Source organism: Arthrobacter sp. AG367 (assembly GCF_007828995.1).
Lineage (GTDB): Bacteria > Actinomycetota > Actinomycetes > Actinomycetales > Micrococcaceae > Arthrobacter.
The window spans coordinates 168,055-189,616 of sequence record NZ_VIVE01000002.1 but is presented as its reverse complement, the minus strand read 5'-3'; the positions used below and the strand labels follow the sequence as shown (position 1 = coordinate 189,616).

At 66.6% G+C, this 21,562-nt stretch carries 19 protein-coding genes; 8 read left to right on the top strand and 11 right to left on the bottom strand.

Annotated elements, in window-relative coordinates:
• Positions 1-131 precede the first annotated feature (131 nt).
• Positions 132-761 (top strand): AmiS/UreI family transporter, encoded by a 630-nt coding sequence (locus FB478_RS07910; RefSeq protein ID WP_144600130.1) that lies wholly within the window; start codon positions 132-134, stop codon positions 759-761.
• Here FB478_RS07910 and FB478_RS07905 read toward each other — a convergent pair.
• The 3 genes from FB478_RS07905 to FB478_RS07895 all read right to left on the bottom strand — a co-directional run bounded on the left by FB478_RS07905 (position 754) and on the right by FB478_RS07895 (position 4,020).
• Positions 754-2,229 carry an APC family permease gene (locus tag FB478_RS07905; protein ID WP_018770038.1) on the bottom strand — a complete coding sequence of 492 codons (1,476 nt, stop codon included), beginning with the start codon at positions 2,227-2,229 and terminating at the stop codon, positions 754-756. The two genes, FB478_RS07910 and FB478_RS07905, sit on opposite strands and share 8 nt — an antisense overlap.
• A gap of 103 nt (positions 2,230-2,332) precedes the next feature.
• The gene (locus FB478_RS07900) at positions 2,333-3,667 is read right to left on the bottom strand and encodes an NAD(P)/FAD-dependent oxidoreductase (RefSeq protein ID WP_261377363.1); all 1,335 of its coding nucleotides are present in this window, start codon (positions 3,665-3,667) and stop codon (positions 2,333-2,335) included.
• 8 nt (positions 3,668-3,675) lie between these two features.
• Complete coding sequence (locus tag FB478_RS07895; protein ID WP_056391874.1) at positions 3,676-4,020, bottom strand: cupin domain-containing protein; 345 nt, start codon at positions 4,018-4,020, stop codon at positions 3,676-3,678.
• A gap of 168 nt (positions 4,021-4,188) precedes the next feature.
• On the opposite strand from FB478_RS07895, the gene FB478_RS07890 reads away from it, so the two are divergent.
• Positions 4,189-4,770, top strand: a complete 582-nt coding sequence (locus tag FB478_RS07890; protein WP_056391876.1) for a TetR/AcrR family transcriptional regulator — start codon at positions 4,189-4,191, stop codon at positions 4,768-4,770.
• Positions 4,771-4,857: 87 nt separating this feature from the next.
• Here the strand turns inward: FB478_RS07890 and purU are convergent, their stop codons facing one another.
• The 7 genes from purU to glyA are packed head-to-tail and all read right to left on the bottom strand — an operon-like array spanning position 4,858 to position 13,713.
• A complete protein-coding gene (purU, locus tag FB478_RS07885; protein ID WP_056391878.1) occupies positions 4,858-5,754 on the bottom strand; it encodes a formyltetrahydrofolate deformylase in 897 nt (298 codons plus the stop codon).
• 3 nt (positions 5,755-5,757) lie between these two features.
• On the bottom strand, positions 5,758-7,185 hold the full coding sequence (locus FB478_RS07880) for an L-serine ammonia-lyase (RefSeq protein ID WP_134165037.1): 1,428 nt from the start codon (positions 7,183-7,185) through the stop codon (positions 5,758-5,760).
• Positions 7,185-7,823: a sarcosine oxidase subunit gamma gene (locus FB478_RS07875; RefSeq protein WP_144600129.1), complete on the bottom strand. Its 639-nt coding sequence runs from the start codon at positions 7,821-7,823 to the stop codon at positions 7,185-7,187. Before FB478_RS07875 ends, FB478_RS07880 begins: the two co-directional genes overlap by 1 nt.
• Positions 7,816-10,758 (bottom strand): sarcosine oxidase subunit alpha family protein, encoded by a 2,943-nt coding sequence (locus FB478_RS07870; protein ID WP_144600128.1) that lies wholly within the window; start codon positions 10,756-10,758, stop codon positions 7,816-7,818. Before FB478_RS07870 ends, FB478_RS07875 begins: the two co-directional genes overlap by 8 nt.
• A complete protein-coding gene (locus FB478_RS07865) occupies positions 10,755-11,126 on the bottom strand; it encodes a sarcosine oxidase subunit delta (RefSeq protein WP_018770030.1) in 372 nt (123 codons plus the stop codon). Before FB478_RS07865 ends, FB478_RS07870 begins: the two co-directional genes overlap by 4 nt.
• Positions 11,127-11,155: 29 nt before the next feature.
• Positions 11,156-12,376 (bottom strand): sarcosine oxidase subunit beta family protein, encoded by a 1,221-nt coding sequence (locus FB478_RS07860; RefSeq protein WP_144600127.1) that lies wholly within the window; start codon positions 12,374-12,376, stop codon positions 11,156-11,158.
• The gene (gene glyA, locus FB478_RS07855) at positions 12,373-13,713 is read right to left on the bottom strand and encodes a serine hydroxymethyltransferase (RefSeq protein WP_018770028.1); all 1,341 of its coding nucleotides are present in this window, start codon (positions 13,711-13,713) and stop codon (positions 12,373-12,375) included. The genes FB478_RS07860 and glyA overlap by 4 nt, the downstream gene beginning before the upstream one ends.
• A gap of 135 nt (positions 13,714-13,848) precedes the next feature.
• On the opposite strand from glyA, the gene FB478_RS07850 reads away from it, so the two are divergent.
• Positions 13,849-14,508 carry a GntR family transcriptional regulator gene (locus tag FB478_RS07850; protein WP_144600305.1) on the top strand — a complete coding sequence of 220 codons (660 nt, stop codon included), beginning with the start codon at positions 13,849-13,851 and terminating at the stop codon, positions 14,506-14,508.
• Positions 14,509-14,528: 20 nt separating this feature from the next.
• On the opposite strand, the gene FB478_RS07845 is transcribed toward FB478_RS07850, so the two are convergent.
• Entirely contained in the window at positions 14,529-15,734 is a 1,206-nt protein-coding gene (locus tag FB478_RS07845) for an ROK family transcriptional regulator (protein WP_186447763.1), read from the bottom strand.
• Between the two features lie 89 nt (positions 15,735-15,823).
• Here FB478_RS07845 and FB478_RS07840 point away from each other — a divergent pair, with 89 nt between their 5' ends.
• The 5 genes from FB478_RS07840 to ppgK are packed head-to-tail and all read left to right on the top strand — an operon-like array spanning position 15,824 to position 21,534.
• Entirely contained in the window at positions 15,824-17,101 is a 1,278-nt protein-coding gene (locus tag FB478_RS07840; protein ID WP_186447762.1) for an ABC transporter substrate-binding protein, read from the top strand.
• A 43-nt stretch (positions 17,102-17,144) separates the two neighbouring features.
• A complete protein-coding gene (locus tag FB478_RS07835; protein WP_026265892.1) occupies positions 17,145-18,083 on the top strand; it encodes a carbohydrate ABC transporter permease in 939 nt (312 codons plus the stop codon).
• Entirely contained in the window at positions 18,080-18,970 is an 891-nt protein-coding gene (locus tag FB478_RS07830) for a carbohydrate ABC transporter permease (RefSeq protein WP_142070541.1), read from the top strand. Before FB478_RS07835 ends, FB478_RS07830 begins: the two co-directional genes overlap by 4 nt.
• A 45-nt stretch (positions 18,971-19,015) precedes the next feature.
• Positions 19,016-20,731, top strand: a complete 1,716-nt coding sequence (locus FB478_RS07825) for a glycoside hydrolase family 13 protein (RefSeq protein ID WP_144600125.1) — start codon at positions 19,016-19,018, stop codon at positions 20,729-20,731.
• Entirely contained in the window at positions 20,719-21,534 is an 816-nt protein-coding gene (gene ppgK / locus FB478_RS07820) for a polyphosphate--glucose phosphotransferase (RefSeq protein WP_144600124.1), read from the top strand. Before FB478_RS07825 ends, ppgK begins: the two co-directional genes overlap by 13 nt.
• Positions 21,535-21,562: the final 28 nt, after the last annotated feature.

The window sequence follows — 21,562 nt, the reverse complement described above, 5'->3', positions numbered from 1 at the left end:
GTTTCAACCTATCGGATTGCGACCGGGCGCCGTTAGCCGGGCACCCCCACATGCGCTAATCTCCACATTGTGACAGCAACTTTCCGCTATATGAGATTCCATCAGCCGCGTGGCCGGGACAGGATGCCCTGATGCCGTACGTCTGCCTCCTCCTTTCGGGCGCCGCCCTGCTGGTCAACGGCCTCGCCACCCTTGGGCACCTCCCCCGCCGCGACGCCGCCGTCCTCAGCCTCGTCGTCGGGGGCACCCAACTGGCGCTCGGCGTCGTCCAGCTTTCCTCGTCCGGGGACGCTCCGGCGATGCTCCTGACGGCCGCCGGCATGTTCCTGTTCGCGGTGACCTACCTGTACTCGGGACTGGACCTGCTGCTGGCACTCGGGGGCCGTGGCCTGGGCTGGTTCTGCGGGATGGTGGCATTCTGCGGGCTGGTGCTGGCGGCCGCCTGGCTGACCGTTGACCCGCTGCTCGCGGTTCTTTGGCTGTGCTGGTCCGCGCTGTGGGCACTGCTGTTCGCCGGCATGGCCCTCGACGCAGTGCGGCTCGAACCCTTCACGGGCTGGGCCCTGGTGCTCACCAGCCAGGCGTCGGCCACGGTTCCGGCGCTTCTTGGCCTGGCCGGTCTCTGGCCGCGATCGGCCGCCGTTGCGTGGCTCGCCGCGTTGCTCCTGGCGGGCCTGTTCGTGGCAGCACGCACACTGGCCCGGCGCGGACAGAATGTTCCGCGCCGGGCCAGTGCCGGGAAGTCCCTGCCGGCTAAGTGAGCGCGTGGCCCAGGGTGGCAATGTGGTGGCGGCGCTGGATGGCCGATTCCACCAGGACGCCGGCCAGGAAGACCACCGGGACCGCCACCAGCAGGGCCGTCGCAGTCTCGGCGCTGCCACCGATGAGGGCGGTGAAGTTGCTGACCACCAGGGACAAAACCCAGGCCAGCAGGACCGCCGCCAGGACGGGAGCGACGCGGGTCTGCCACAGTTGGGCGCCGGCGCTTTCCCGGCGGAAGAACGCGACGACGGCCGCGGAGCACAGCATGTACAGCACCAGCAGTGCCGCCACGGCCAGGCCGCTGAACCAGGAAAACAGCGTCAGGACAGGATCCAGGGCCAGGATGGCGAAGGGCACCACCAGCACGACGGCGGTGGCGGACTGGACCCAGGCTGCCACGGCAGGTGCCCGGTGCCGGTTGGTCCGGGCGAGGACGGCGGGCATGGAACCACGCAGCGCCAGGGAGTGGAGGTAGCGGTTGATGCCGTTATGGAAGGCGATGATGCCGGCGAGCAGCGAGGTGACCAGCAGGATGCCGGCCACGATGCCCGCCCAGGGGCCGAACAGTTCCACGAGCGGGCCCAGGACGAAGGACGTGGCATCCCCTGATTCGAGCGCGGCGCCCGCGGCGTCCATCACCTGCGAGGGGCCGTAATAGCTGACCAGCATCCAGGAAATAAAGGCGAAGAACACCGAGATCACGCCGACGGACAGGTAGGTTGCCCGGGCCACGGTGCGGTGCGGATCCTTGGCCTCGGCGGAGTAGATGGCCGTGGACTCGAAGCCGAACATGGAGGCCACCGCGAACATGATGGCAACACCGGGAGCTCCTGCGCCGATGGCTTCCGGGGAGAAGGACGCGGCCACGCTGATGCCTTCCGGGCCGCCGCCATGGAACAGCACGGTGAAGCCGAACATCAGGAGGATGGCCACCTCCAGCCCCACCAGCACGGCCAGCACGCGGGCGCCGAGTTCGATGTTGAGGGAGCCCAGTACCTGGACGCCGGCCATGGTGGCCAGGGCCAGCAACCACCAGGGAATGTCCAGCCCGGCAGAGGCGAGGAGCCCGGAGAAGGCCGCACCGTAGAGCCCGTACATGGCAGCCTGGACAGTGCTGTAGGCCAGCAGTGCCAGCCAGGCCGCGCCGGCTCCGGTCCGCCTGCCGAATGCCGCCGTCACGTAGGCGTAGAAGGCTCCGTTGGCCTGGATCTTCCGGCTCATCGCCACAAAACCCACGGCGAAGATCACGATGACGATGCCCACGATCAGGTAGGCACCCGGGGCGCCGGCGCCGTTGCCCAGCGCTGCGGCGAGCGGCGCTGCGCCGACGATCCCCGTCAGTGGTGCCTGGGCGGACAGGACGAAGAACAGGATGCCCAGCACGCCGATGCTGCCGGCGCGGAGGGCCGTGGAATGCTCCTTTGCCGGAGCGTCAGTGGTCCGGGCCTCGGAATTCGAAATACTCATTGGATCCTTCTTAACGGTCATGAGTTCGGGAAAATTGCTGTGGGATCCAGCTTGGCAGCGGCGCCCGCTGCTGCTTTGTCCACCAGCGATGAGTTGTTGTCCGTCAGCGCAGTGCCGGCCGTCCGCTGACAATCGATGCTGCTTCAAGCGCGGCCTCCATGCCGCTCTCGATGGCACCATCAATGAAGCCGCCCCAGCCGTTGGCGATGTCAGAGCCGGCAAAGAGGACGTTTCCGTGCCCCGCCTGCAGGGCGGCCAGGTGGTTGGCCAGGAAGCCCGTCCTGTGCATCGGCCATGTCTCCCCTGCCAGCGGATCCGCCACCCAGTCGTGGGTGGCCACCTCCAGCACCTCAACGCCGGGCACCAGCCGGGCCAGCTGAGCCTGCACTGCGGCCCTGTCAGCGGCGTCGATCTTCGACGCGTCCGGGCCGAAGCCGACGACGATCGTGTCGCCGTCGAGCGTGTATTCAGCCTGGAAGAAGTTCAACGGCCAGTCGGCGTTCCCCAGTGCGACAAAGGGTGCACGTTCGCCCCGGAGCCGGATCCATACCTTGACGCCTTTGGAGATCTGCCCGCGCCGGGCGCCGTCTGTTTTGGCCGGTGGCAGCGGCGGCTCGAACACGATTCCCGGGAGGACATGCATAGGCACCGTCACAATGGCCGTCTTTGCGGTCACCGTCCGGCCGCCGGTGCTGCGGACGGTCACGGAATGTCCGTCGTCGACGATCCCCGCTGCCGTGAAGCCGAAGTCCATGCCCGCCTGCGTGTCCTGGAGGATGGCGTTGGCCAGGGCCGCGGTTCCACCCTGGATCTTGTAGGTGGCGCAGGCTTCGAAGTTGACGGCCCAGTCACCGTTGGTCAGGGCCACCCAACGCAGCGCCTGGGTCAGGGCGGCGTCCTCCAGCGGACCATTGAAGTTCAATGCCCAGAACGATTCCAGGATGTCCCGCGCAGTCCCCGCGGGGAACTGCTCCCGGATCCGGTCCTGGACCGCGATGTGGTCGATCTCCTCGAAGTCATCGCTGGCCAACGGACTGAAGGGCTCGGGGAAGTAGCGGCGCGAGTCCTGGACGAACTGCGCATTGCAGGTGCCGATCAGTTCCAGAAGGTCGGCGGGGGCACCTGCCCGGCGGGCGCCGTCGGCCCACCAGAAGGCCTGCTGCGGCTCCGGGCTCGGAACCGTGCCGATGCCGTAGCGCTTCAGTTCGGCCCAAACGTAAGGCTGGGTCCAGTGCACCCATGTTCCGCCGATCTCAAGGTCCCGGCCCAGCCGGTGGTCCAGCCAGGTCCTGCCTCCTATGCGGGCCCGGGCTTCCACGATGTGCACGGACAACCCCTGCCGGCTCAGTTCCCGGGCAGCGGTCAGGCCGGCGAACCCGGCCCCCACGATAATGACGTCCAGGCCGTCGTTTTCCACGGCGCTGCGTTCCTGATCCATGGGGCGGCCTAGGAGTAGACGAAGAATTCGACGGTGGGCGCCAGCACGGCCCAGCGTGTGCGTGCCCCTTTGTTGAAGGATGCGGCACCGCCGGCGGTGAGCTCATACACATCCCCGCCCTCCACTTCGATGCGGAGGTGGCCCTCGATGATGTGGATGGTCTCGTCCGCCTCCATAACGAGATCGAAAGGCTCGGGCGCCTCTGTGGGGTCGACGTGCCAGTAGCCGCAGGCGAGGGCAGGCCGGCCGCCCTCGCCAAAGCGGCGGATCCACTGGACGCGGCCAAGTTCAAAGGGCTCATTCCTGGCGGGGTCAAAGGAGGACGAGGTGGTGAATGCAGTCGTTGTGGTCATAAGTGCTCCAAGGGAAGGGCCGGCTTGTTGCCGGGGCGGTCACCGGAAAACGGGACGGAAGAGGTTCGCCTGTGATGGGCATCACCCGATGGAAGCAATCTAAGCAATTGCTTAGTTTTAAGTCAATAGGGGATTTGAACCGGCCTGGTGCTGGCTAGACTCGTCGTCATGACTGCTTCAACTGCCCCCGCGGCGACACCTGGGTACGGCAAAGGGCGTGAAGCCCTGCTGCGGGCCGCGGTGGACGTGGTGGCGCAAAAGGGCCTGCGCGGGCTTACCTACCGGGCAGTGGCGGAGGCCGCGGGCGTGAACAATTCCCTGGTGGCACACCACTTCGGGTCCCGGGATGCGCTGATTGCCGCCGCGCTGCGATGGGCCTCGGAGCAATCCATCGCCGCGTCCAGGTTGCGGGAGGCAGCGGAGCAGGAGGGAAGCTTCACCGAAGCACTGCTGGAGCTGCTGCTGGAGGATCCCGGACTGCAGGTATTCCAGTACGAGATGATCCTGGAAGCACGCAGGCGCCCCGAATTGGCCGGCCCGGTGGCGGAACTGTACGAAAACTACGTCAACGCACTTGCCGAGGGGCTGCAGGCTTTTGGCGTCCAGGGCGACGTCCGCATCGTTGCCCGCACGCTCTTCGCGGCCCTGGACGGACTGGTGCTGCAGTACCTGGCCGGGGTTGGGCGGGACCAGATTGCCGCGGCCCTTGAGGAGGTACACCGGGTTGTGCTTTCGCGGCGGGAGGCGTGAGCGGCCGCCACCGCCCGGGCACGCCAAAGCGCGGCCGGCCGCCCTTGGGGGCAGCCGGCCGCGCCGGTGATGTTTAGTTGTACCGGCCTACCGCAGCACCACGGTCCGGTTGCCCTGCAGCAGGACCCTGCCCTCGCAGTGCCATTTCACCGCGTTGGAGAGGGCCTTGCATTCCGTGTCGCGGCCGGCGGCCACCAGGTCCTCGGGCCCGTAGGTGTGGTCCACCTCCACCACCTGCTGGGCGATGATGGGTCCCTCGTCCAGTTCGGCGTTGACGTAGTGGGCGGTGGCGCCCACGGTCTTGACGCCACGTGCATAGGCCTGGTGGTACGGCTTGGCGCCCTTGAAGCTTGGCAGGAACGAGTGGTGGATGTTGATGGCGCGGCCGTCCAGCTTCCGGGTCAGGTCGTCACTGAGCACCTGCATGTAGCGGGCCAGCACCACCAGTTCCACCTCCAGCCCATCAACCAGTTCCATGAGCCTGGCCTCGGCGTCGGGCTTGGTGTCAGCCGTGACCGGGATGTGGTGGAACGGGATGCCGTGCCACTCCACCAGGGCCTGGTGGTCACGGTGGTTGGACACCACCGCCACCACGTCAACGGGAAGTTCGCCGATGCGGGCCCGGAACAGCAGGTCGTTGAGGCAGTGCCCAAACTTGGACACCATGATCAGCACCCTGCGCTTTGAACCGTGGCGTTCCAGCTGCCACCGCATGCCGAACTTGTCCGCCACGGGAGCAAACGATTTCCGCAGGGTATCCAGCGTGGACTCGTCCCCCTCGGACACGAAGTGGACGCGCATGAAGAAGTGGCCCTCGGAGCGCTCACCGAACTGCTTGTTGTCGATGATGTCGCAGCCGTGTTCCAGCAGGAAGCCGGAGACGGCGTGCACAATGCCGGGGCCCTCGGCGCAGTCGAGGGTCAGGACGTGTTCCACGGTGGTGGGCGCCTTCGGGGCGGGCATCTGGGTTTCAGTAACAGTCATGGCTCAGCACTCGATCACATTCACGGCGAGTCCTCCTCTGGAGGTTTCCTTGTACTTGGTTTTCATGTCGGCTCCGGTGTCGCGCATGGTCTTGATGGCCTTGTCCAGCGAGACCTTGTGGCTGCCGTCCCCGTGCAGGGCCAGGCGGGCTGCGTTGATCGCCTTCACGCTGGCGATCGCGTTCCGCTCGATGCAGGGGATCTGCACCAGGCCGCCCACCGGATCGCAGGTGAGGCCCAGGTTGTGCTCGATCCCCACCTCCGCGGCGTTCTCAACCTGGGCGGGCGTTCCGCCGAGCACTTCGCAGAGCCCGGCCGCCGCCATCGAGCAGGCGGAGCCCACCTCCCCCTGGCAGCCCACTTCGGCACCGGAGATGGAGGCGTTCGTCTTGAACAGGATTCCGACGGCGGCAGCCGCCAGCAGGAAGCGGACCACGCCGTCGTCGTCTGCTCCCGGAACAAATTTCACGTAGTAGTGCAGCACGGCAGGCACGATCCCGGCAGCGCCATTGGTTGGCGCGGTGACGATCCGCCCGCCGGCGGCATTCTCCTCATTGACGGCGAGCGCGAACAGGTTGACCCATTCCATCGCCAGCAGCGGGTCCGCCGGCGCCTGGACGGGCGACGGCGTTGCTGCCGCCGCCTTTGCGGACGCCTCCGCCGATGCTGCGGAGGCAGTCAGCGTGCGGAACAGCGCAGGTGCGCGCCGGGGTACCTTGAGGCCGCCCGGCAGGATGCCCTCGGCGTTGCAGCCGTTCTCCACGCATTCGCGCATCACGGCCCACAGGCCCAGCAGCTTCTCCCGCAGTTCGGCTTCGCTGTGCCAGGTGAGCTCGTTGGCCAGCATGACGTCGGAGATGGACATGCCTTCGCGGCTGCAGATCTGCAGGAGCTCGTCCGCCGTGGAGAACGGGTAGGGCAGGACGGTGTCGTCCGCCACCACCTTGTCCGCGCCTTCCGCGTCGCCGTCCACCACGAACCCGCCGCCGATCGAGTAGAAGCTCCGCTCGCTCAGCACGGCTCCGGTGTGGTCGAAAGCCCGGAAGGTCATGCCGTTGGGGTGCGCGGGAAGGGACTTGCGGCGGTGGAGCACCACGTCCTCTTCCCAGTTGAAGTCCACGCGGTGCGAGCCGGCGACGTGCAGTTCAGCGTTGAGGGCCGCGGCCGCCACCTGGTCGTCCGCGGTGAACGTATCCACCGTTTCGGGTTCCAGGCCCTGCAGTCCCAGGACCACCGCCTTGTCGGAGCCGTGGCCGCGCCCCGTGGCGCCCAGGGAACCGAACAGTTCCGACTGGACGCGCACGGTGGATGCCAGCTGGCCGTCGCCCTTCAGGCCATCGGCGAAGAGCTTGGCCGCCCGCATCGGGCCCACCGTGTGTGATGACGAGGGCCCGATGCCAACAGAGAACAGGTCCAGGACGCTGAGCGCCATCAGGGGACCTCTGGCGAGGCGTACTCCCGCATGGCGTCCAGCAGCCACCGGCCCAGGAACTCGGCGAACGATGCCCGCGGGAAGATCCGGAAGGAGTCCTCACCGGTCTTCCACAGGATGGCGGGGATGTTGGCGATCTCCGTGGAGTAGGCGGTGCCGGCCTTGAACACCCGGGGGTGCAGGTCCAGCGAGCAGCCCTTTTCCAGGACCGCCCGGGCACGGGGGCCGGACAGTTCGAACGTGGTCCGGTTGGCGGACAGGTCCACCACCTGGCCCGCTCCGTCGCCCAGCGCGTCCCGGAGGGCGGGGATCAGGCCGCCGCCCAGGGACTCGTGTGCCTCGGTGGGTGCCACCACCAGGAATTCACCGGGTCCCAGCCAGAGGACCGAGGTGTCGCCGGAGCTGTCCACGGCGCCGACGCCGGCCGGCAGTCCGCCGGTGACGGCGGCCAGGCGCTGCGCGGTGTCCGATCCTGCCTGGGCCCGGAGACCCACCATGGTGAGGAAGGGCAGCTCCTTAAGTTCGACGGTGCCGGCCAGGGAGCCTGCCGCGAAGGCCTCCGCGAGCTGCCTGGCGGGGCTGACGCGGGCTGCGAGATTCTTGTCTGCGGCGGTGGGGGATGCTGCTGTTTCAGCCATCTTTACGGGTCCCTTCTGGGTCAAAAAGCACTGTTTCTGCAACAACCACGTCAACCAGCTGGTCGCCGGCGGCGGCCACCAGGGTCTCACCGATGCGGTTGCGGCCGTTCTTGATCAGGGCCAGGCCGAAGGACCTGCCCAGCGCTGCGCTGTGGTAGCTGGAAGTCACGAAGCCTTCCATCGGCACCGGGCCGTAGGCCGGGTTGGTTGAGCGGCCCTTTTCCACCAGCTGGGTGCCTTCGGGCAGCCGGAGCGTTCCGTCGACGGGCAGGACGCTCACCAGGTGCTTGCGGTCCTCGCGCTGGGCATCGGCCCGGGAGTAGGAGCGCTTGCCGATGAAGTCCTTGGCCTTGGAGACAATCCATTCCATCCCGGCATCCTGCGGCGTGACGGTGCCGTCCGTGTCCTGGCCGACGATCGGGTAACCCTTTTCGGCGCGCAGCACGTGCATGGTTTCCGTGCCGTAGGGGGTGATGTTGAATTCAGCACCTGCGGCGGCCACGGCTTCCCAGGTGTTCAGTCCGTACCAGGCCGGCACGTTGATTTCGTAGGCCAGTTCACCGGAGAACGAAATCCGGCAGATCCGGGCCCGCACGCCGGAGGCAAGGATGGTTTCGCGGAAGGTCATGAACGGGAACGCCTCGGCCTCCAGGCCACCGTTGGCAGCCAGTTCCGGAGCCACCTTCGCGATGACTTCGCGGGACTTGGGTCCCACGACGGCGATGGTGCTCCACTGTTCCGTCACCGAGGTGCAGTGCACGTCCAGTTCGGGCCACTCGGTCTGCAGCCACTCCTCCAGCCAGTCCAGGACCTTCGCGGCGCCGCCGGTGGTGGTGGTCATGAAGTAGGTGTCGTCGTCCACGCGGAGGGTCACGCCGTCGTCGAAGATCATCCCGTCCGGCGTGCACATGACGCCGTAACGCGCCGAACCCGGGGCGAGCTTCTTGAACGCGTTGGTGTAAACCCGGTTCAGGAACTCCCCCGCGTCCTTGCCGCGGATCTCGATCTTGCCCAGGGTGGTGGCGTCCATGAAGCCCACGGATTCGCGGACGGCGGCGCACTCGCGGAGCACGGCAGCGTCCATGTCCTCCCCGCCCTGGGGGTAGTACCAGGGCCGCTTCCACTGTCCAACGTCCTCGAACAGTGCGCCCTTGGCGACGTGCCAGGGGTGGATGGAGGTGATGCGGGCGGGGTCGAACAGTTCGCCGCGCTGGCGTCCGGCCAGTGCCGCGAAGGCCACCGGGGTGAACGGTGCACGGTAGGTGGTGGTGCCGATGTCGCCGATGCCGCGCGAGGCCTCGCCGGCCGCGCGGAGGGCCGCCGCGATCACGCCGATGGCGTTGACGCCGGAGGTCTTGCCCTGGTCGTTGGCGGTGCTGATGGAGGTGTACCGCTTGATGTGCTCCACGGAACGCATGCCGGCCCCGGTGGAGCGCAGCACATCAGCCACGGACTGGTCGCGCTGGAAGTCCACGAAGTGGTGGTGCCAGTCGTCGGGGGTGCCGTTCTCCCCCGGCACCAGCCAGAGCTGGCGGGTGGGGGCGGCGGCCTTGGGCTCAGCGAAAACGGAAGGCTCGACGGCGGATTCGAAGCCCGCGGCGATGGCGGCCCGCGCGCCGGCGGAGACGCCCTCGGCAAGGCAGTCGGCGGTGGCGAAGGAGCCGCGGCCGGAGCCGATGGTCTGCTGGTTGGGCACTTCGGTGCTGGGCACGAAGGCTGCCAGCTCGTCGTCCCAGCGCAGCTTGCCCTGCCGCTGCGAGTGCAGGTGGACCAGCGGGCTCCAGCCGCCGGACACCGCCAGCAGGTCGCAGGCGATCTGCTCGATGCCGGAGGTGAGCTCGCCGTCGTCGTTGATGCTGCGGACGGTGACGCCGTCCAGCCGGCCGGATGCGTCGGCAGAGGTGTTGGCCACCGCGCTGCCGATCAGCACCCGGATTCCGGATTCGACGGCGGCAGTTGCCACGGCGGTCAGCGCAGGGCGGGCGTCCACCACCGCGGCAACGTTGACGCCGGCGGCGGCGAGATCGGCTGCGGCGGCGTAGGCACTGTCGTTGGTGGTGCTGATGACCACGCGCTTCCCGGCGGCCACGCCGTACCGGTTGAGGTAGGTGCGGACGGCCGATGCCAGCATGATGCCGGGGCGGTCGTTGTTCTCGAACACCAGGGGACGCTCGTGGGCGCCGGGCGCCAGGACCACCTGGTTGGCACGGATGTGCCAAATCCGCTGGCGTGACACACCGGGAGCCGCGGGGCTGCCCAGGTGGTCGGTGCGGTTCTGGACGGCGATGACGTAGTTGGCGTCGTAGGCGCCGAACGCGGTGGTGCGGTTCAGGACGGTGGATTCCGCGCCGGACACCAGCTCGGCTTCGACGTCGGCCACCCATTCCAGGGCAGGCTTGCCCTCGATGGTCTCTGCCACGCCCGGGGCCGTGGAGCCGGAGAGCAGGGAGCCGCCGAGCTCGGGCTGGTCGTCCAGGAGCATCACGCGGACACCGCTGCGGACTGCCTCGCGGGCCGCGGCCAGGCCGGCAGGGCCGCCGCCGATGACCAGGATGTCGGTGTGGACGTACTTCTTGTCGTACTCGGCGCGGTCATCTTCCGGATCCAGCTTGCCCAGGCCGTTCAGCAGGGTGGCCTGCAGCCCGTCCACCAGCGAGACGGTGGTGGCAGGGAGCATGGACTCGGCGACGTGGCCGGGGAACCGGGCCTCCACGCGGACCAGGGCGTTGGCTTCCTCGACGCCGGCGGACATGATGCCGCGGGGGCGGTCCTCGTAGAGCGAGTTGCCTGCGGCGATGTGGCCGTTGGCCAGCAGTGCCGAGGCCAGGGTGTCGCCGGGGTGCCCGGTGAACTCCTCGCCGTCAACGGTGAAGCGCCAGGAAATGGTGCGGTCGATGCGGCCGCCGGTTGCCAGGCGGGCGTTCTGGGAAGTCACTTGGTCGCTCCTTCCGGGGCGGTGCTGGGGCTGAGGGGGGTGGTGCTCGCCGGGCCGGTGCTTGCGGTGCCGGTATCGGCTGCAGGCGGGACGGGCGCGGCCGGCCGCGGCACGCCCATCGGGTACACGGCCTGGATGTCGTAGCTCACGGTGTCGCGGAGCATGTTGAACCACTGGCGGCAGCCGGTGCTGTGGACCCAGCGTTCGGCGAAGATGCCCTTGGGGTTCTCGCGGTAGAAGAGGTAGCGGGACCATTCGGTGTCGCTCAGCTCGTACGGGTTCTCCGGGTACGGAACGTGGGCCTGGCCACCGTAGTGGAATTCGGTTTCGTCCCGCGGGCCGCAGTTGGGGCATGGGATCAGCAGCATGTGCGTTAGTCCTTTTCTGGTCGCGGCGGCTAGTGGGCCACGGCGGCGGCGCCGTGTTCGTCGATGAGGGCGCCGGTTTCGAAGCGCTCCAGCGAGAACGGCTTGTTCAGTGCGTGCGGGGCGCCGGTGGCGATGGTGTGCGCGAAGGTGAGGCCGGCGGCGGGCGTGCCCTTGAACCCGCCGGTACCCCAGCCGCAGTTCACGAACATGTTCTCCACCGGGGTCAGGCCCACGATCGGGGAAGCGTCCAGGGTGGTGTCCACGATCCCGCCCCAGGTCCGGAGCACGTGGGCCCGGGCGAAGATGGGGAAGAGCTCGACGGCGGCCGCCATCTGCTGCTCGATGACGTGGAAGGAGCCGCGCTGGCCGTAGCCGTTGTAGGAGTCGACGCCGGCGCCCATGACCAGTTCGCCCTTGTGGGCCTGGGAGACGTAGACGTGGACGTGGTTGGACATGACCACCGTGGGGTGGACGGGCTCGTGCAGTTCGGACACCAGCGCCTGCAGCGGGTGGGACTGGATGGGCAGCTGGAAGCCGGCCATTTCGGCCAGGACCGAGCTGTGGCCTGCGGCGCAGAGGCCCACCTTTTCGGTGTTGATGGTGCCGCGGTTGGTCTTGACGCCCACCACGCGGTCCCCCTCCTTCAGGAAGCCGGTCACCTCGCAGTTCTGGATGATGTCAACGCCCATTTCGTCGCATTTGCGGGCGAAGGCCCAGGCCACGTGGTCGTGCTTGGCGATGCCGGCGCGCGGCTGGTAGGTGGCGCCCATGACGGGGTAGCGGATGTTGTCGCGGATGTTCAGGATGGGGCAGAGTTCCTTGACCTGCTGCGGGTCCAGCCATTCGGCGTCCACGCCGTTGAGCTTGTTGGCGCCCACGCGGCGGATGCTTTCGCGGACGTCGCCCAGGGTGTGGGCCAGGTTCATCACGCCGCGCTGGCTGAACAGGAAGTCGTACTCGAGTTCCTCGGGCAGGATCTCCCAGAGCTTGAGGGCGTGCTCGTAGATGGCCGCACTCTCATCCCAGAGGTAGTTGGAGCGGATGATGGTGGTGTTGCGGGCCATGTTGCCGCCGGCCAGCCAGCCTTTTTCCAGGACGGCAATGTTGGTCATCCCGTGGTTCTTGGCCAGGAAGTAGGCGGTGGCCAGGCCGTGCCCGCCGCCGCCCACGATCACGGCGTCATAGGAGGCCTTGGGTTCCGGGTTCCGCCAGAGGAAGTCCGGGTGCTCCGGAAGGTGCTGGGTGCTCACTGGGCGGCTCCAATCAGGTCTGCTTCAGCGTCGGCCAGGCCGGCGTCGGCGGTGAGGTGCGGGTAAAGGGGGAATTTTTCGGCCAGGGCCGTCACGCGTTCGCGGAGTTCGACGGCGGTGTCCCCGGGCAGGGTGCCCGTGCCGGCCGATGCGATCAGCGCGGAGGCGATGATGTCGGCCACTTCGGTGAACTCGGCGGCGCCGAATCCGCGGGCGGCCAGGGCGGGGGTGCCGATCCGGAGGCCGGAGGAAACCATCGGCGGGCGGGGATCGAACGGGACGGCGTTGCGGTTGACGGTGATGCCGATCTTGTGGAGGGCGTCTTCACCCTGCTGGCCGTCCAGTTCGGAGTGGCGCAGGTCCACCAGGACCAGGTGGACGTCGGTGCCGCCGTTCACCACGGAGATGCCTGCGGCCTGGACGTCCGGCTGGAGGAGTCGCTCTGCCAGCAGCTTTGCTCCCTGCAGGACGCGCTCCTGGCGTTCCTTGAATTCAGGAGCAGCGGCAAGCTTGAAGGCCACCGCCTTGGCGGCAACCACGTGCTCCAGCGGTCCGCCCTGCTGGCCGGGGAACACGGCGCTGTTGATCTTCTTGGCGTATTCCTCCTTGGCGAGGATGACGCCGCCGCGGGGTCCGCCAAGGGTCTTGTGGGTGGTGGTGGTGACCACGTCGGCGTACGGGACGGGGTTGGGATGCAGGCCTGCGGCCACCAGGCCGGCGAAGTGGGCCATGTCCACCATGAGGTAGGCGCCCACGAGGTCGGCGATACGGCGGAATTCGGCGAAGTCCAGCTGGCGGGAGTAGGCGGACCAGCCGGCCACGATCAGTTTGGGCTTGTGTTCCAGGGCCAGCGCTTCCACCTCGGCCATGTCCACGCGGAGGTCTGATTCGCGGACGTGGTAGGGGACCACGTTGTACAGCTTGCCGGAGAAGTTAATCTTCATCCCGTGGGTCAGGTGGCCGCCGTGGGCCAGGGAGAGGCCAAGGATGGTGTCACCCGGGTTCAGCAGGGCGAACATGGCGGCGGCGTTGGCCTGCGCGCCGGAGTGCGGCTGGACGTTGGCGAATTCGGCGCCGAAGAGGGCTTTGACGCGGTCGATGGCGAGCTGTTCAATGACGTCCACGTGCTCGCAGCCGCCGTAGTAGCGCTTGCCCGGGTAGCCTTCGGCGTACTTGTTGGTCAGGACCGAGCCCTGGGCTTCCATCACGGCTGACGGAGCGAAGTTCTCCGACGCGATCATTTCAAGGGTGGACTGCTGGCGGTGCAGTTCCCGTGCCACAGCGGCGGCGACGTCGGCGTCAACCGTGGCGAGCGAGGCGTTCAGTACATCCTGCATGGTTCTCCTTCTGGGGCCCTTCCGAGTTACTGATCCATAACTGATCTGTAACTGATATATTAGAACTGACGTAATAGTATGTTGTAGATCACGCGGCAGTCAATAGCTACCTTGGGAGAGCTCGGAATGAGCGTAATGACAGAGAACCAGCTGGCCGGAGAAGGCGACCTCTCGCTCGCCGAGCAGGCCTACCGGCACCTCCGGGACCGGCTCATCATGCTCGACATCCGGCCGGGTGAGGCCATCAACGACGGCAAGCTCGCCGCCGAGCTCGGGATCGGCCGCACGCCGGTCCGGGAAGCGCTCAAGCGCCTGGAAGGTGACCACCTCGTCGTGTCGTACCCCCGCCGTGGAACGTTCGCCACCGTCGTCGACATCACCGAACTCGCGGACGTCTCCGAACTCCGGGAGTCATTGGAACCCCTGGCAGCCCGCCGGGCCGCCAAGCTGGCAACCCCTGCCCTGCGCAAGGAATTACGGGAAACCGCGGCGGCAATTGCCAGGATGGGGGCGGATGACGATCCCTATGACCTCATGCGGTATGACATCAAGGTCCACCGCCTCATCTACCGGGCCGCCGCCAACACCCACCTCGAGGACGTGCTGATCCGTTACGACAACCTGGCCACCCGCATTTGGTGCATGGTGCTGGAAAAGGTGCCGTCAGTGGCGGAGCACATCGCCGAACACGTGGAACTGCTGGAGGCAGTGGCCGACGGCGACTCGGACCGGGCGGGCAAGCTGGCCCTTGAGCACGTGACCAGTTTCGAGCAGGCCATCCGCAGCGTGCTTTAGGCTGTCCGCCCGCCCGCCTTTCAGGAACGGGGCGCCCGCGGAATGAACGCTGAGGGTTCACGCCTGATCCGCATCAGCGCCGACTCAATGGCACCCCGGACTACGGATTCCGCCCCGAGAGTGCTCGCAACCAGATCCGGCAGCGGCAGGCCGGAATCCGTGGGCAGCAGGCTGCGGGCGTGCTCCAGGACCGGTTCGATGGCGCGTGAGATCGCGCCGGCGATGACCACCCGCTCAATGTCAAGAAGGCTGGAGAGCACCACTCCGATTCGCGCCAGCCGCACCCCGAGCCTGGCGATGATGTCCTGTGCCAGCGGGTCTCCCGCGCGGGCCGCCTGGAAGACATCTTCGGCGTTGATGTCCCCCTCGGGTATTTGCCGCAGCACCGTCTCGCCATCGTAGGAATGGATGCGGGCACGCGCCCACTTCCGCGCAAGTGCTCCGAACCCGTCCGAGCTCCCCTCATCCGGCACGAACTTGCTGTCCAGCTCATCCAGGAACCGCATCTCCCCCGCGCCCCCCTGGCGACCCCGCAGCAGGCGCCCATCGACAATCAGGCCGGCACCAAACCGCTCACCCGACAGCAAGGTGGCCACGTTGGCTGACGGCTCCTGTGCCTGCTCCGCGATGGCGGCGAGATTGGCGTCATTTTCGACGATGACAGTGCCCCAAAGGTGCCCTGCGAAGCCGGAATTCATCAACTGCCAGAATTCTCCTCCGGCGGGAGACGCGCCGTTCGCGTCAATGGGCGCCGGGACGCCGACGGCCGTGAGCAGGACATCCTCCGGGGTGCATGAAACATCCTCAAGGGCCAGGCGGATCAGCTCCCGTGCATTCGCCACGCGGCCGGCGCGTCCCAGCGCGTGCGAATCAATGCTTTGGCGGCGCTTGCCCAGCTCGCGGCCGCGCAGGTCGGCAACGATGGTTGTGAAGTAGCCCTCCCCGGCATCCAGGCCCACAACCACACCCGCAGCTTCGCGCAGCTGGTACTGCCGCGCCGGCCTGCCCTTGAGCCTGCCGGCCTCGGTACGGGCGTCAGTCAATTCCTCCAGCCAGCCCGCATCAACCAGGCCGTCACAAACCCCGAGCACCGTGGCGCGGGTAAGCCCGGTGGCAGCCATGGCTTCTCCGGCAGTAAACACCTGTTCCTGGAGGGCGAAGCGCAACAGCGCCTCCGAGTTGATCTGCCGTAACAGTTGTGTCGAGCTCGCCGTATTTCCGTCCACCCCTTGACGATAGCCCCTGCGTCCCCCATCCTCATATAGGTCCTAAATATAAGACCCATATAAATTATCCGAGAGTCCAAGAGGAGCCGATGTTGCCACCTTTGACGTCCGCCGGGAGACACGTTTCCCGGCGCACTTTCCTTGCCGCTGCGGGAGGTGCGCTCACCGCTTTCGGGTTGGCCGGCTGCGCCCCGGCCAGTGCCAGGCCCACCATCACGTTCCACCAGTCAAAGCCGGAGGCAGTTCCATACTTCCGGGACCTGGCTGCGAAGTTCACCGACTCGCAGGACCGGGTGCGCGTCCTGCATGACATGGCCACAAATCTCTCTGCCAGCTTCGTCCGCAGCAGTCCCCCGGACCTCGGATGCCTCAACTACAACCTGGAGATGGCGCGGTTCATGGAGCGCGGGGCGCTCTCGGATCTTTCCGACCTCCCGGCAGCGGCCTCCATCCGGGACGACGTGCTGGACCTCACCAACTGGTATCCAACCTATGCCGGCCGCACCAGCGTCATCCCCTACTCGGTCATGGCGGCCTCGGTCATCTACAACCGCCGCATCTTCGAAGAGAACGGGGTGGCCGTCCCAACAACTTGGGATGAACTGATCGAGGTGTGCGAGGTGCTCAAGGCAGCAGGCATCACGCCGATCTACGGCACTTTCCGCGACCCCTGGACCGTGGCACAGGGATTGTTCGACTACACGGTGGGCGGCATGGTCAACGTGCGCGACTTCTATCAGAAAATGCATGGGATTGGCGAAAACGTCGGACCGGATTCGGAAGTTTCGTTCCAGAAAACGATGCTCGAGCCGGTGAAGCGCGTGGTCCAACTGACCAAATACGTCAATCCCGATGCGGCAAGCCGCGGCTACGGAGACGGCAACACGGCAATGGCCCAGGGCCAGGCCGCCATGTACTTCCAGGGACCCTGGGCCTTTGGCGAGATCGAAAAGGCCGGCAAAGACCTGGATCTGGGAACTTTCCCGCTGCCCATGACCGGCGATCCCGCAGATCTCAAAGTCCGCGTCAACATCGACCTCTCGCTCTGGGTTCCCGAGGTCGCCAACGGGCAGCAGGGTGCCCGCGATTTCCTGCAGTACCTGATGCGGCCGGAGATCCAGAACCCTTACAACGCCAAATTCCTGGGTTTCGGGACGACCAAGGACGCGCCACCGGTGACCGACCCACGAATCGTCGAGATGCAGAAGTACTACGACGAGGGCCGCTTCTACATGGGCGCCTCACAGTTCATTCCGAACTCGATTCCGGCCGCCAACTACATCCAGTCGATCATCGGCGGCGCCGATGCCGAGAGCACGCTGCGCAGGATGGACGCCGACTGGGCCCGCCTGGCTTTCCGCGCTTAGACCCACACTTTCGATCTCTCAAAGCACGAAACGAGGACCATCCATGTCATCAATGACGAGACCTTCCACCAGGGTGGAGGTGACGGCCCCGGCAGCGGCTGGAACCACACGCGTGCGCAAAAGCCGCGTTGATCCGCTCTACTATGTTTTCCTCCTGCCCTCGCTGGTGATCTTCACGCTGGCCGTCACGCTGCCCGCCGTTCTCGGGTTCATCTACAGCTTCACGAACTCCGTGGGCTTCGGTGACTTCGATTTCATCGGCATCCGGAACTTCATTGCGGTGTTCCGTGATGAAGGAGTCCTCGGCGCCTACGGCTTCACCCTCGTTTTCTCGCTGGTCACCGTCATCGTCGTGAATGCCGTGGCCTTCCTCCTGGCCCTGGGCCTCACGTCCCGCGTCCGCTTCCGTGCCGCGCTTCGCACCGTCTTCGTCATCCCCATGGTGATCTCCGGCATCGTCATCGCGTTCGTGTTCCAGTACCTCTTCTCGAACTCGCTGCCCCTTGCCGGCAAAAGCATGGGAATCGAGCCGCTGGCCACCAGCCTTCTCGCAAACCCCCAGCTCGCGTGGCTTGCGATCGTCTTCGTCACGGCGTGGCAGTCCATCCCGAGTGCCATGCTGATCTACATCGCAGGGCTCCTCACGGTCCCCGCCGAGGTCTACGAGGCGAGTTCCATCGACGGGGCATCGCCCTGGCAGAACCTGCGGCACATCACCCTGCCGCTCATTGCGGGGTACGCCGTGATCAACACGGTCCTCGGCTTCAAGAACTACCTCAACGCCTACGACATCATCATCGGCCTCACCGACGGCGGGCCCGGCGTGGCCACACGAAGCGTCGCGATGTCGATCTTCCGCGGCTTCGAAGGCGGCGACTATGCCTACCAGATGGCCAACGCCGTGATCTTCTTCCTCATCAGCATCGTCATCGCACTCGTCCAACTTCGCTTCACACGTGGCAAGGGAGGGATCGCAGCATGAGCAGCGCACCCAGCATCATCCAGGCAGAACCCGCGGCGGCCGCCAAGGGCCGCCGGCTACCCGCCGGGCCCGAACGCATCCAGTGGCCCGCCACCATCATCCTCATTGTCTGCACGCTCAGCGTGCTCGTCCCGCTCTACGTCACGGTCAGCATGGCCTTCAAAACCACTGGCCAGGCAGTGGACGGCAACGCCTTCTCCCTGCCAAGCCCCCTGACCTTCGACAGCTTTGCCCAGGCCTGGACGCTCACAAACTTCCCCCGCGGCTTTGGAATTTCCGTGTTCGTGTCGGTGATCGCCGTTGCAGGGGAGATCATCGTTTCGGCCCTGGCCGCCTACGCCATCGTCCGCAACTGGGACCGTCGGCTCTTCCGTTGGTCCTTCTTTTACCTGCTCGCGGCAATGTTCATCCCGTTCCCCGTGGTGGCGCTGCCGCAGATCCAGCTCACGGGACTCGTCGGACTCGACAACCCGCTCGGGGTAGCCATCCTGCACATCGTTTTCGCCCTGGCCTTCAACACCATGCTCTTCACCGCCTTCCTCCGCTCGATCCCCCTGGAGTTGGAGGAAAGCATGCGGATGGACGGCGCGGGAACGTGGCAGGTGTTTTGGAAGCTCATCTTCCCCCTGCTGGGGCCCATGAGCGCAACCGTGGGCATCTTCGCCTTCATCGCGTCATGGAACGACTTCATGATGCCGTCACTCATCATTTCCGATCCTGAACTGCAGACCATCCCCGTGCTGCAAAAGATCTTCCAGACGCAGTTCAGCAACAGCTACAACGTGGCCTTCGCCTCCTACCTGATGGCAATGGCCCCCGCCATCATCGTCTACCTGTTTACCCAGCGCTGGGTCATGTCCGGCCTCACCCAGGGCGCCGTCAAGTAACTCCGGACCCACACACCTGATACAGCTGAAACTGAGGAAGCAATCTTGCCCACCACCGCCACCCAGGCAACCCAAAGCCACCCCGCCCCCACGGCCGACCCCAACTGGTGGCGTCAGGCCTCCGTGTACCAGATCTACCCCCGCAGCTTTGCGGACTCGAACGGCGACGGCATCGGCGACATCAACGGCATCACCGCCAAGGTTCCGTACCTGAAAAACCTGGGCATCGATGCCGTCTGGCTGAGCCCCTTCTACCCCTCCGCACTCGCCGATGGGGGCTACGACGTGGACGACTACCGCAACGTGGACCCGCTGCTGGGCACGCTGGAGGACTTCGACGCGATGGCCAACGCCCTGCACGCCGCCGGCCTCAAGCTGATCGTGGACATCGTGCCCAACCACTCGTCGGACCGGCACCAGTGGTTCCGGGAAGCCCTCGCCTCGCCCAGGGGGTCCGCGGCGCGCAACCGGTACATCTTCCGCGACGGGCTGGGCGAAAAAGGCGAGCTGCCGCCGTCGGACTGGGACTCGGTGTTCGGCGGCCCCGCCTGGGAGCGCATCACCGAACCCGACGGCAGCCCGGGGCAGTGGTACATGCACATCTTTGCCAAGGAACAGCCCGACTTCAACTGGGACAACCCCGAAGTCCGCGAAGACTTCCTGAAAACCCTGCGCTTCTGGTCGGACCGGGGCGTGGACGGCTTCCGCATCGACGTCGCCCACGCCCTGACGAAGAACCTGGAAGAAACCCTGCCCACCAAGGCGGACCTCGAGGCCCAGGGCGAGGCGCTGTACCTCACGGGGCAGCACCCGTACTGGGACCGCGACGAGGTCCACGAAATCTACGCCGAGTGGCGCCGCCTGTTCAATGAATACAACCCGCCGCGCACCGCCGTCGCCGAAGCCTGGGTCCATACCGACCGTCGCGCCCGCTACGCCAGCCCGGAGGGACTGGGCCAGGCCTTCAACTTCGACCTGCTGCAGGCGGACTTCGACGCCGCCCAGTTCCGGAAGACGATCATCAAGAACCTGGCAGAGGCCGAAGCATCCGGCGCGTCGTCCACCTGGGTGTTCTCAAACCACGATGTGGTCCGGCATGCCACGCGCTACGGCCTCCCCGCGTCCGAGCCTTCGGCCGGAGGTGACATCATGGCCGGGCAGGCGGGCAAGCGGTGGCTTCTGGCCGGCGGCAGGCAGGAAGATGTCGACGCCGAACTCGGCCTGCGCCGCGCCCGAGCCGCGTCCCTGCTGATGTTCGCCCTTCCGGGTTCTGCGTACCTGTACCAAGGCGAGGAACTGGGACTGCAGGAAGTCGGCAGTGAAATCCCGGACTCCGCCCGGCAGGATCCGGCCTTCTTCCGGAACAAGGGCGTGGAGATCGGCCGCGACGGCTGCCGCGTCCCCTTGCCGTGGACCTCGGCGGGCAGCTCATTCGGTTTCGGCCCCGGCGGCTCCCACCTGCCGCAGCCGGAATGGTTCGCGGGCAGCTCAGTGGAGGCCCAGGAGGGCCAGGGGGATTCAACCCTGTCCCTCTACCGCCGGGCACTCGCCCTGCGGTCGCAGCTGCAAACAACAGAAGCGCTGGAGCTGCTGGAAACCGGCCGGGATGACGTCCTGGCCTTCCGGCGCCCCAACGGCTGGACCTCCATAACGAACTTCGGTACGGAACCCTTCGAGCTGCCCGCGGGCCAGCTGCTGGTCTCCAGCTCGCCACTCGAAGCCGGCCGGCTGCCCGGCGCTGCCACGGCGTGGCTGCGGTGAGCGCACCTGCCGCCGGCTCCGGACCGGATTTCGGAATAGGAATCGATGTTGGCGGGACCTGGATCAAGGGTGCACTCGTCAACCTGGGCAGCGGCATCCCGGCCGGCGTTGTCCGCCGCCTGCGGACCCCGTCCAGCGGCAGGGTAGATGACGTGGCAGACACCCTGGACCAGCTCATCAGTGAGCTCCAATCCGAAAGCCCCGGGCACGGGAACCTGGCTGCCGGCGTCGCCATCCCCTCGATTGTCCAGCGCGGAGTGGCGCTGTCGGCAGCAAACATGGACGGCAGCTGGGTGGGACTTGATGTCCAGTCCTACCTGGAGTCCCGGCTTGGACGATCCGTTTGCGTCGTGAATGACGCAGACGCTGCCGGTACGGCGGAAGCCTTGTACGGCGCCGGGAAAGGCCAGCGCGGCGTTGTCCTGGTCCTGACCCTGGGGACGGGCATCGGATCCGCACTGCTGGTGGACGGCAGGCTCGTTCCCAATTTCGAGCTGGGCCACCTGGAAATCGGCGGCTGCAAAGCAGAGTCCCGGGCATCGGCCGTCGTCAGGGAGAACCAAGGCCTCACCTGGGTGGAGTACGCCGACCGGCTGCAGCAGTACCTGTCGCACGTGGAGTTCCTCTTCTCGCCCGACCTCATCATCATCGGTGGGGGCATTTCAGCGTGCAGTACCGAATACCTCCCTCGCCTCTCACTGCGCACCCCGGTCATTCCGGCCAGCCTCGAGAACGCCGCGGGCGTTGTGGGCGCCGCCCTTGCCGGCAGGCGGCTCAAGGATGGACAGGCTCAGTATGTGTGACATGGAATACTTCAGTACATGTGCGGCC

What these genes read in the sequence shown, in the direction of transcription:
- FB478_RS07865 (WP_018770030.1), bottom strand. Translation starts at nt 11,126, where the DNA reads ATGCTGCTGATCCCATGCCCCAACTGCGGCCCGCGGGACGAAACCGAA.
- purU (WP_056391878.1), bottom strand. Translation starts at nt 5,754, where the DNA reads ATGACTGTTACTGAAACCCAGATGCCCGCCCCGAAGGCGCCCACCACC.
- FB478_RS07875 (WP_144600129.1), bottom strand. Translation starts at nt 7,823, where the DNA reads ATGGCTGAAACAGCAGCATCCCCCACCGCCGCAGACAAGAATCTCGCA.
- FB478_RS07890 (WP_056391876.1), top strand. Translation starts at nt 4,189, where the DNA reads ATGACTGCTTCAACTGCCCCCGCGGCGACACCTGGGTACGGCAAAGGG.
- FB478_RS07830 (WP_142070541.1), top strand. Translation starts at nt 18,080, where the DNA reads ATGAGCAGCGCACCCAGCATCATCCAGGCAGAACCCGCGGCGGCCGCC.
- glyA (WP_018770028.1), bottom strand. Translation starts at nt 13,713, where the DNA reads ATGCAGGATGTACTGAACGCCTCGCTCGCCACGGTTGACGCCGACGTC.
- FB478_RS07880 (WP_134165037.1), bottom strand. Translation starts at nt 7,185, where the DNA reads ATGGCGCTCAGCGTCCTGGACCTGTTCTCTGTTGGCATCGGGCCCTCG.
- FB478_RS07850 (WP_144600305.1), top strand. Translation starts at nt 13,849, where the DNA reads ATGACAGAGAACCAGCTGGCCGGAGAAGGCGACCTCTCGCTCGCCGAG.
- FB478_RS07895 (WP_056391874.1), bottom strand. Translation starts at nt 4,020, where the DNA reads ATGACCACAACGACTGCATTCACCACCTCGTCCTCCTTTGACCCCGCC.
- FB478_RS07900 (WP_261377363.1), bottom strand. Translation starts at nt 3,667, where the DNA reads ATGGATCAGGAACGCAGCGCCGTGGAAAACGACGGCCTGGACGTCATT.
- FB478_RS07905 (WP_018770038.1), bottom strand. Translation starts at nt 2,229, where the DNA reads ATGAGTATTTCGAATTCCGAGGCCCGGACCACTGACGCTCCGGCAAAG.
- FB478_RS07840 (WP_186447762.1), top strand. Translation starts at nt 15,824, where the DNA reads ATGTTGCCACCTTTGACGTCCGCCGGGAGACACGTTTCCCGGCGCACT.
- FB478_RS07835 (WP_026265892.1), top strand. Translation starts at nt 17,145, where the DNA reads ATGTCATCAATGACGAGACCTTCCACCAGGGTGGAGGTGACGGCCCCG.
- FB478_RS07910 (WP_144600130.1), top strand. Translation starts at nt 132, where the DNA reads ATGCCGTACGTCTGCCTCCTCCTTTCGGGCGCCGCCCTGCTGGTCAAC.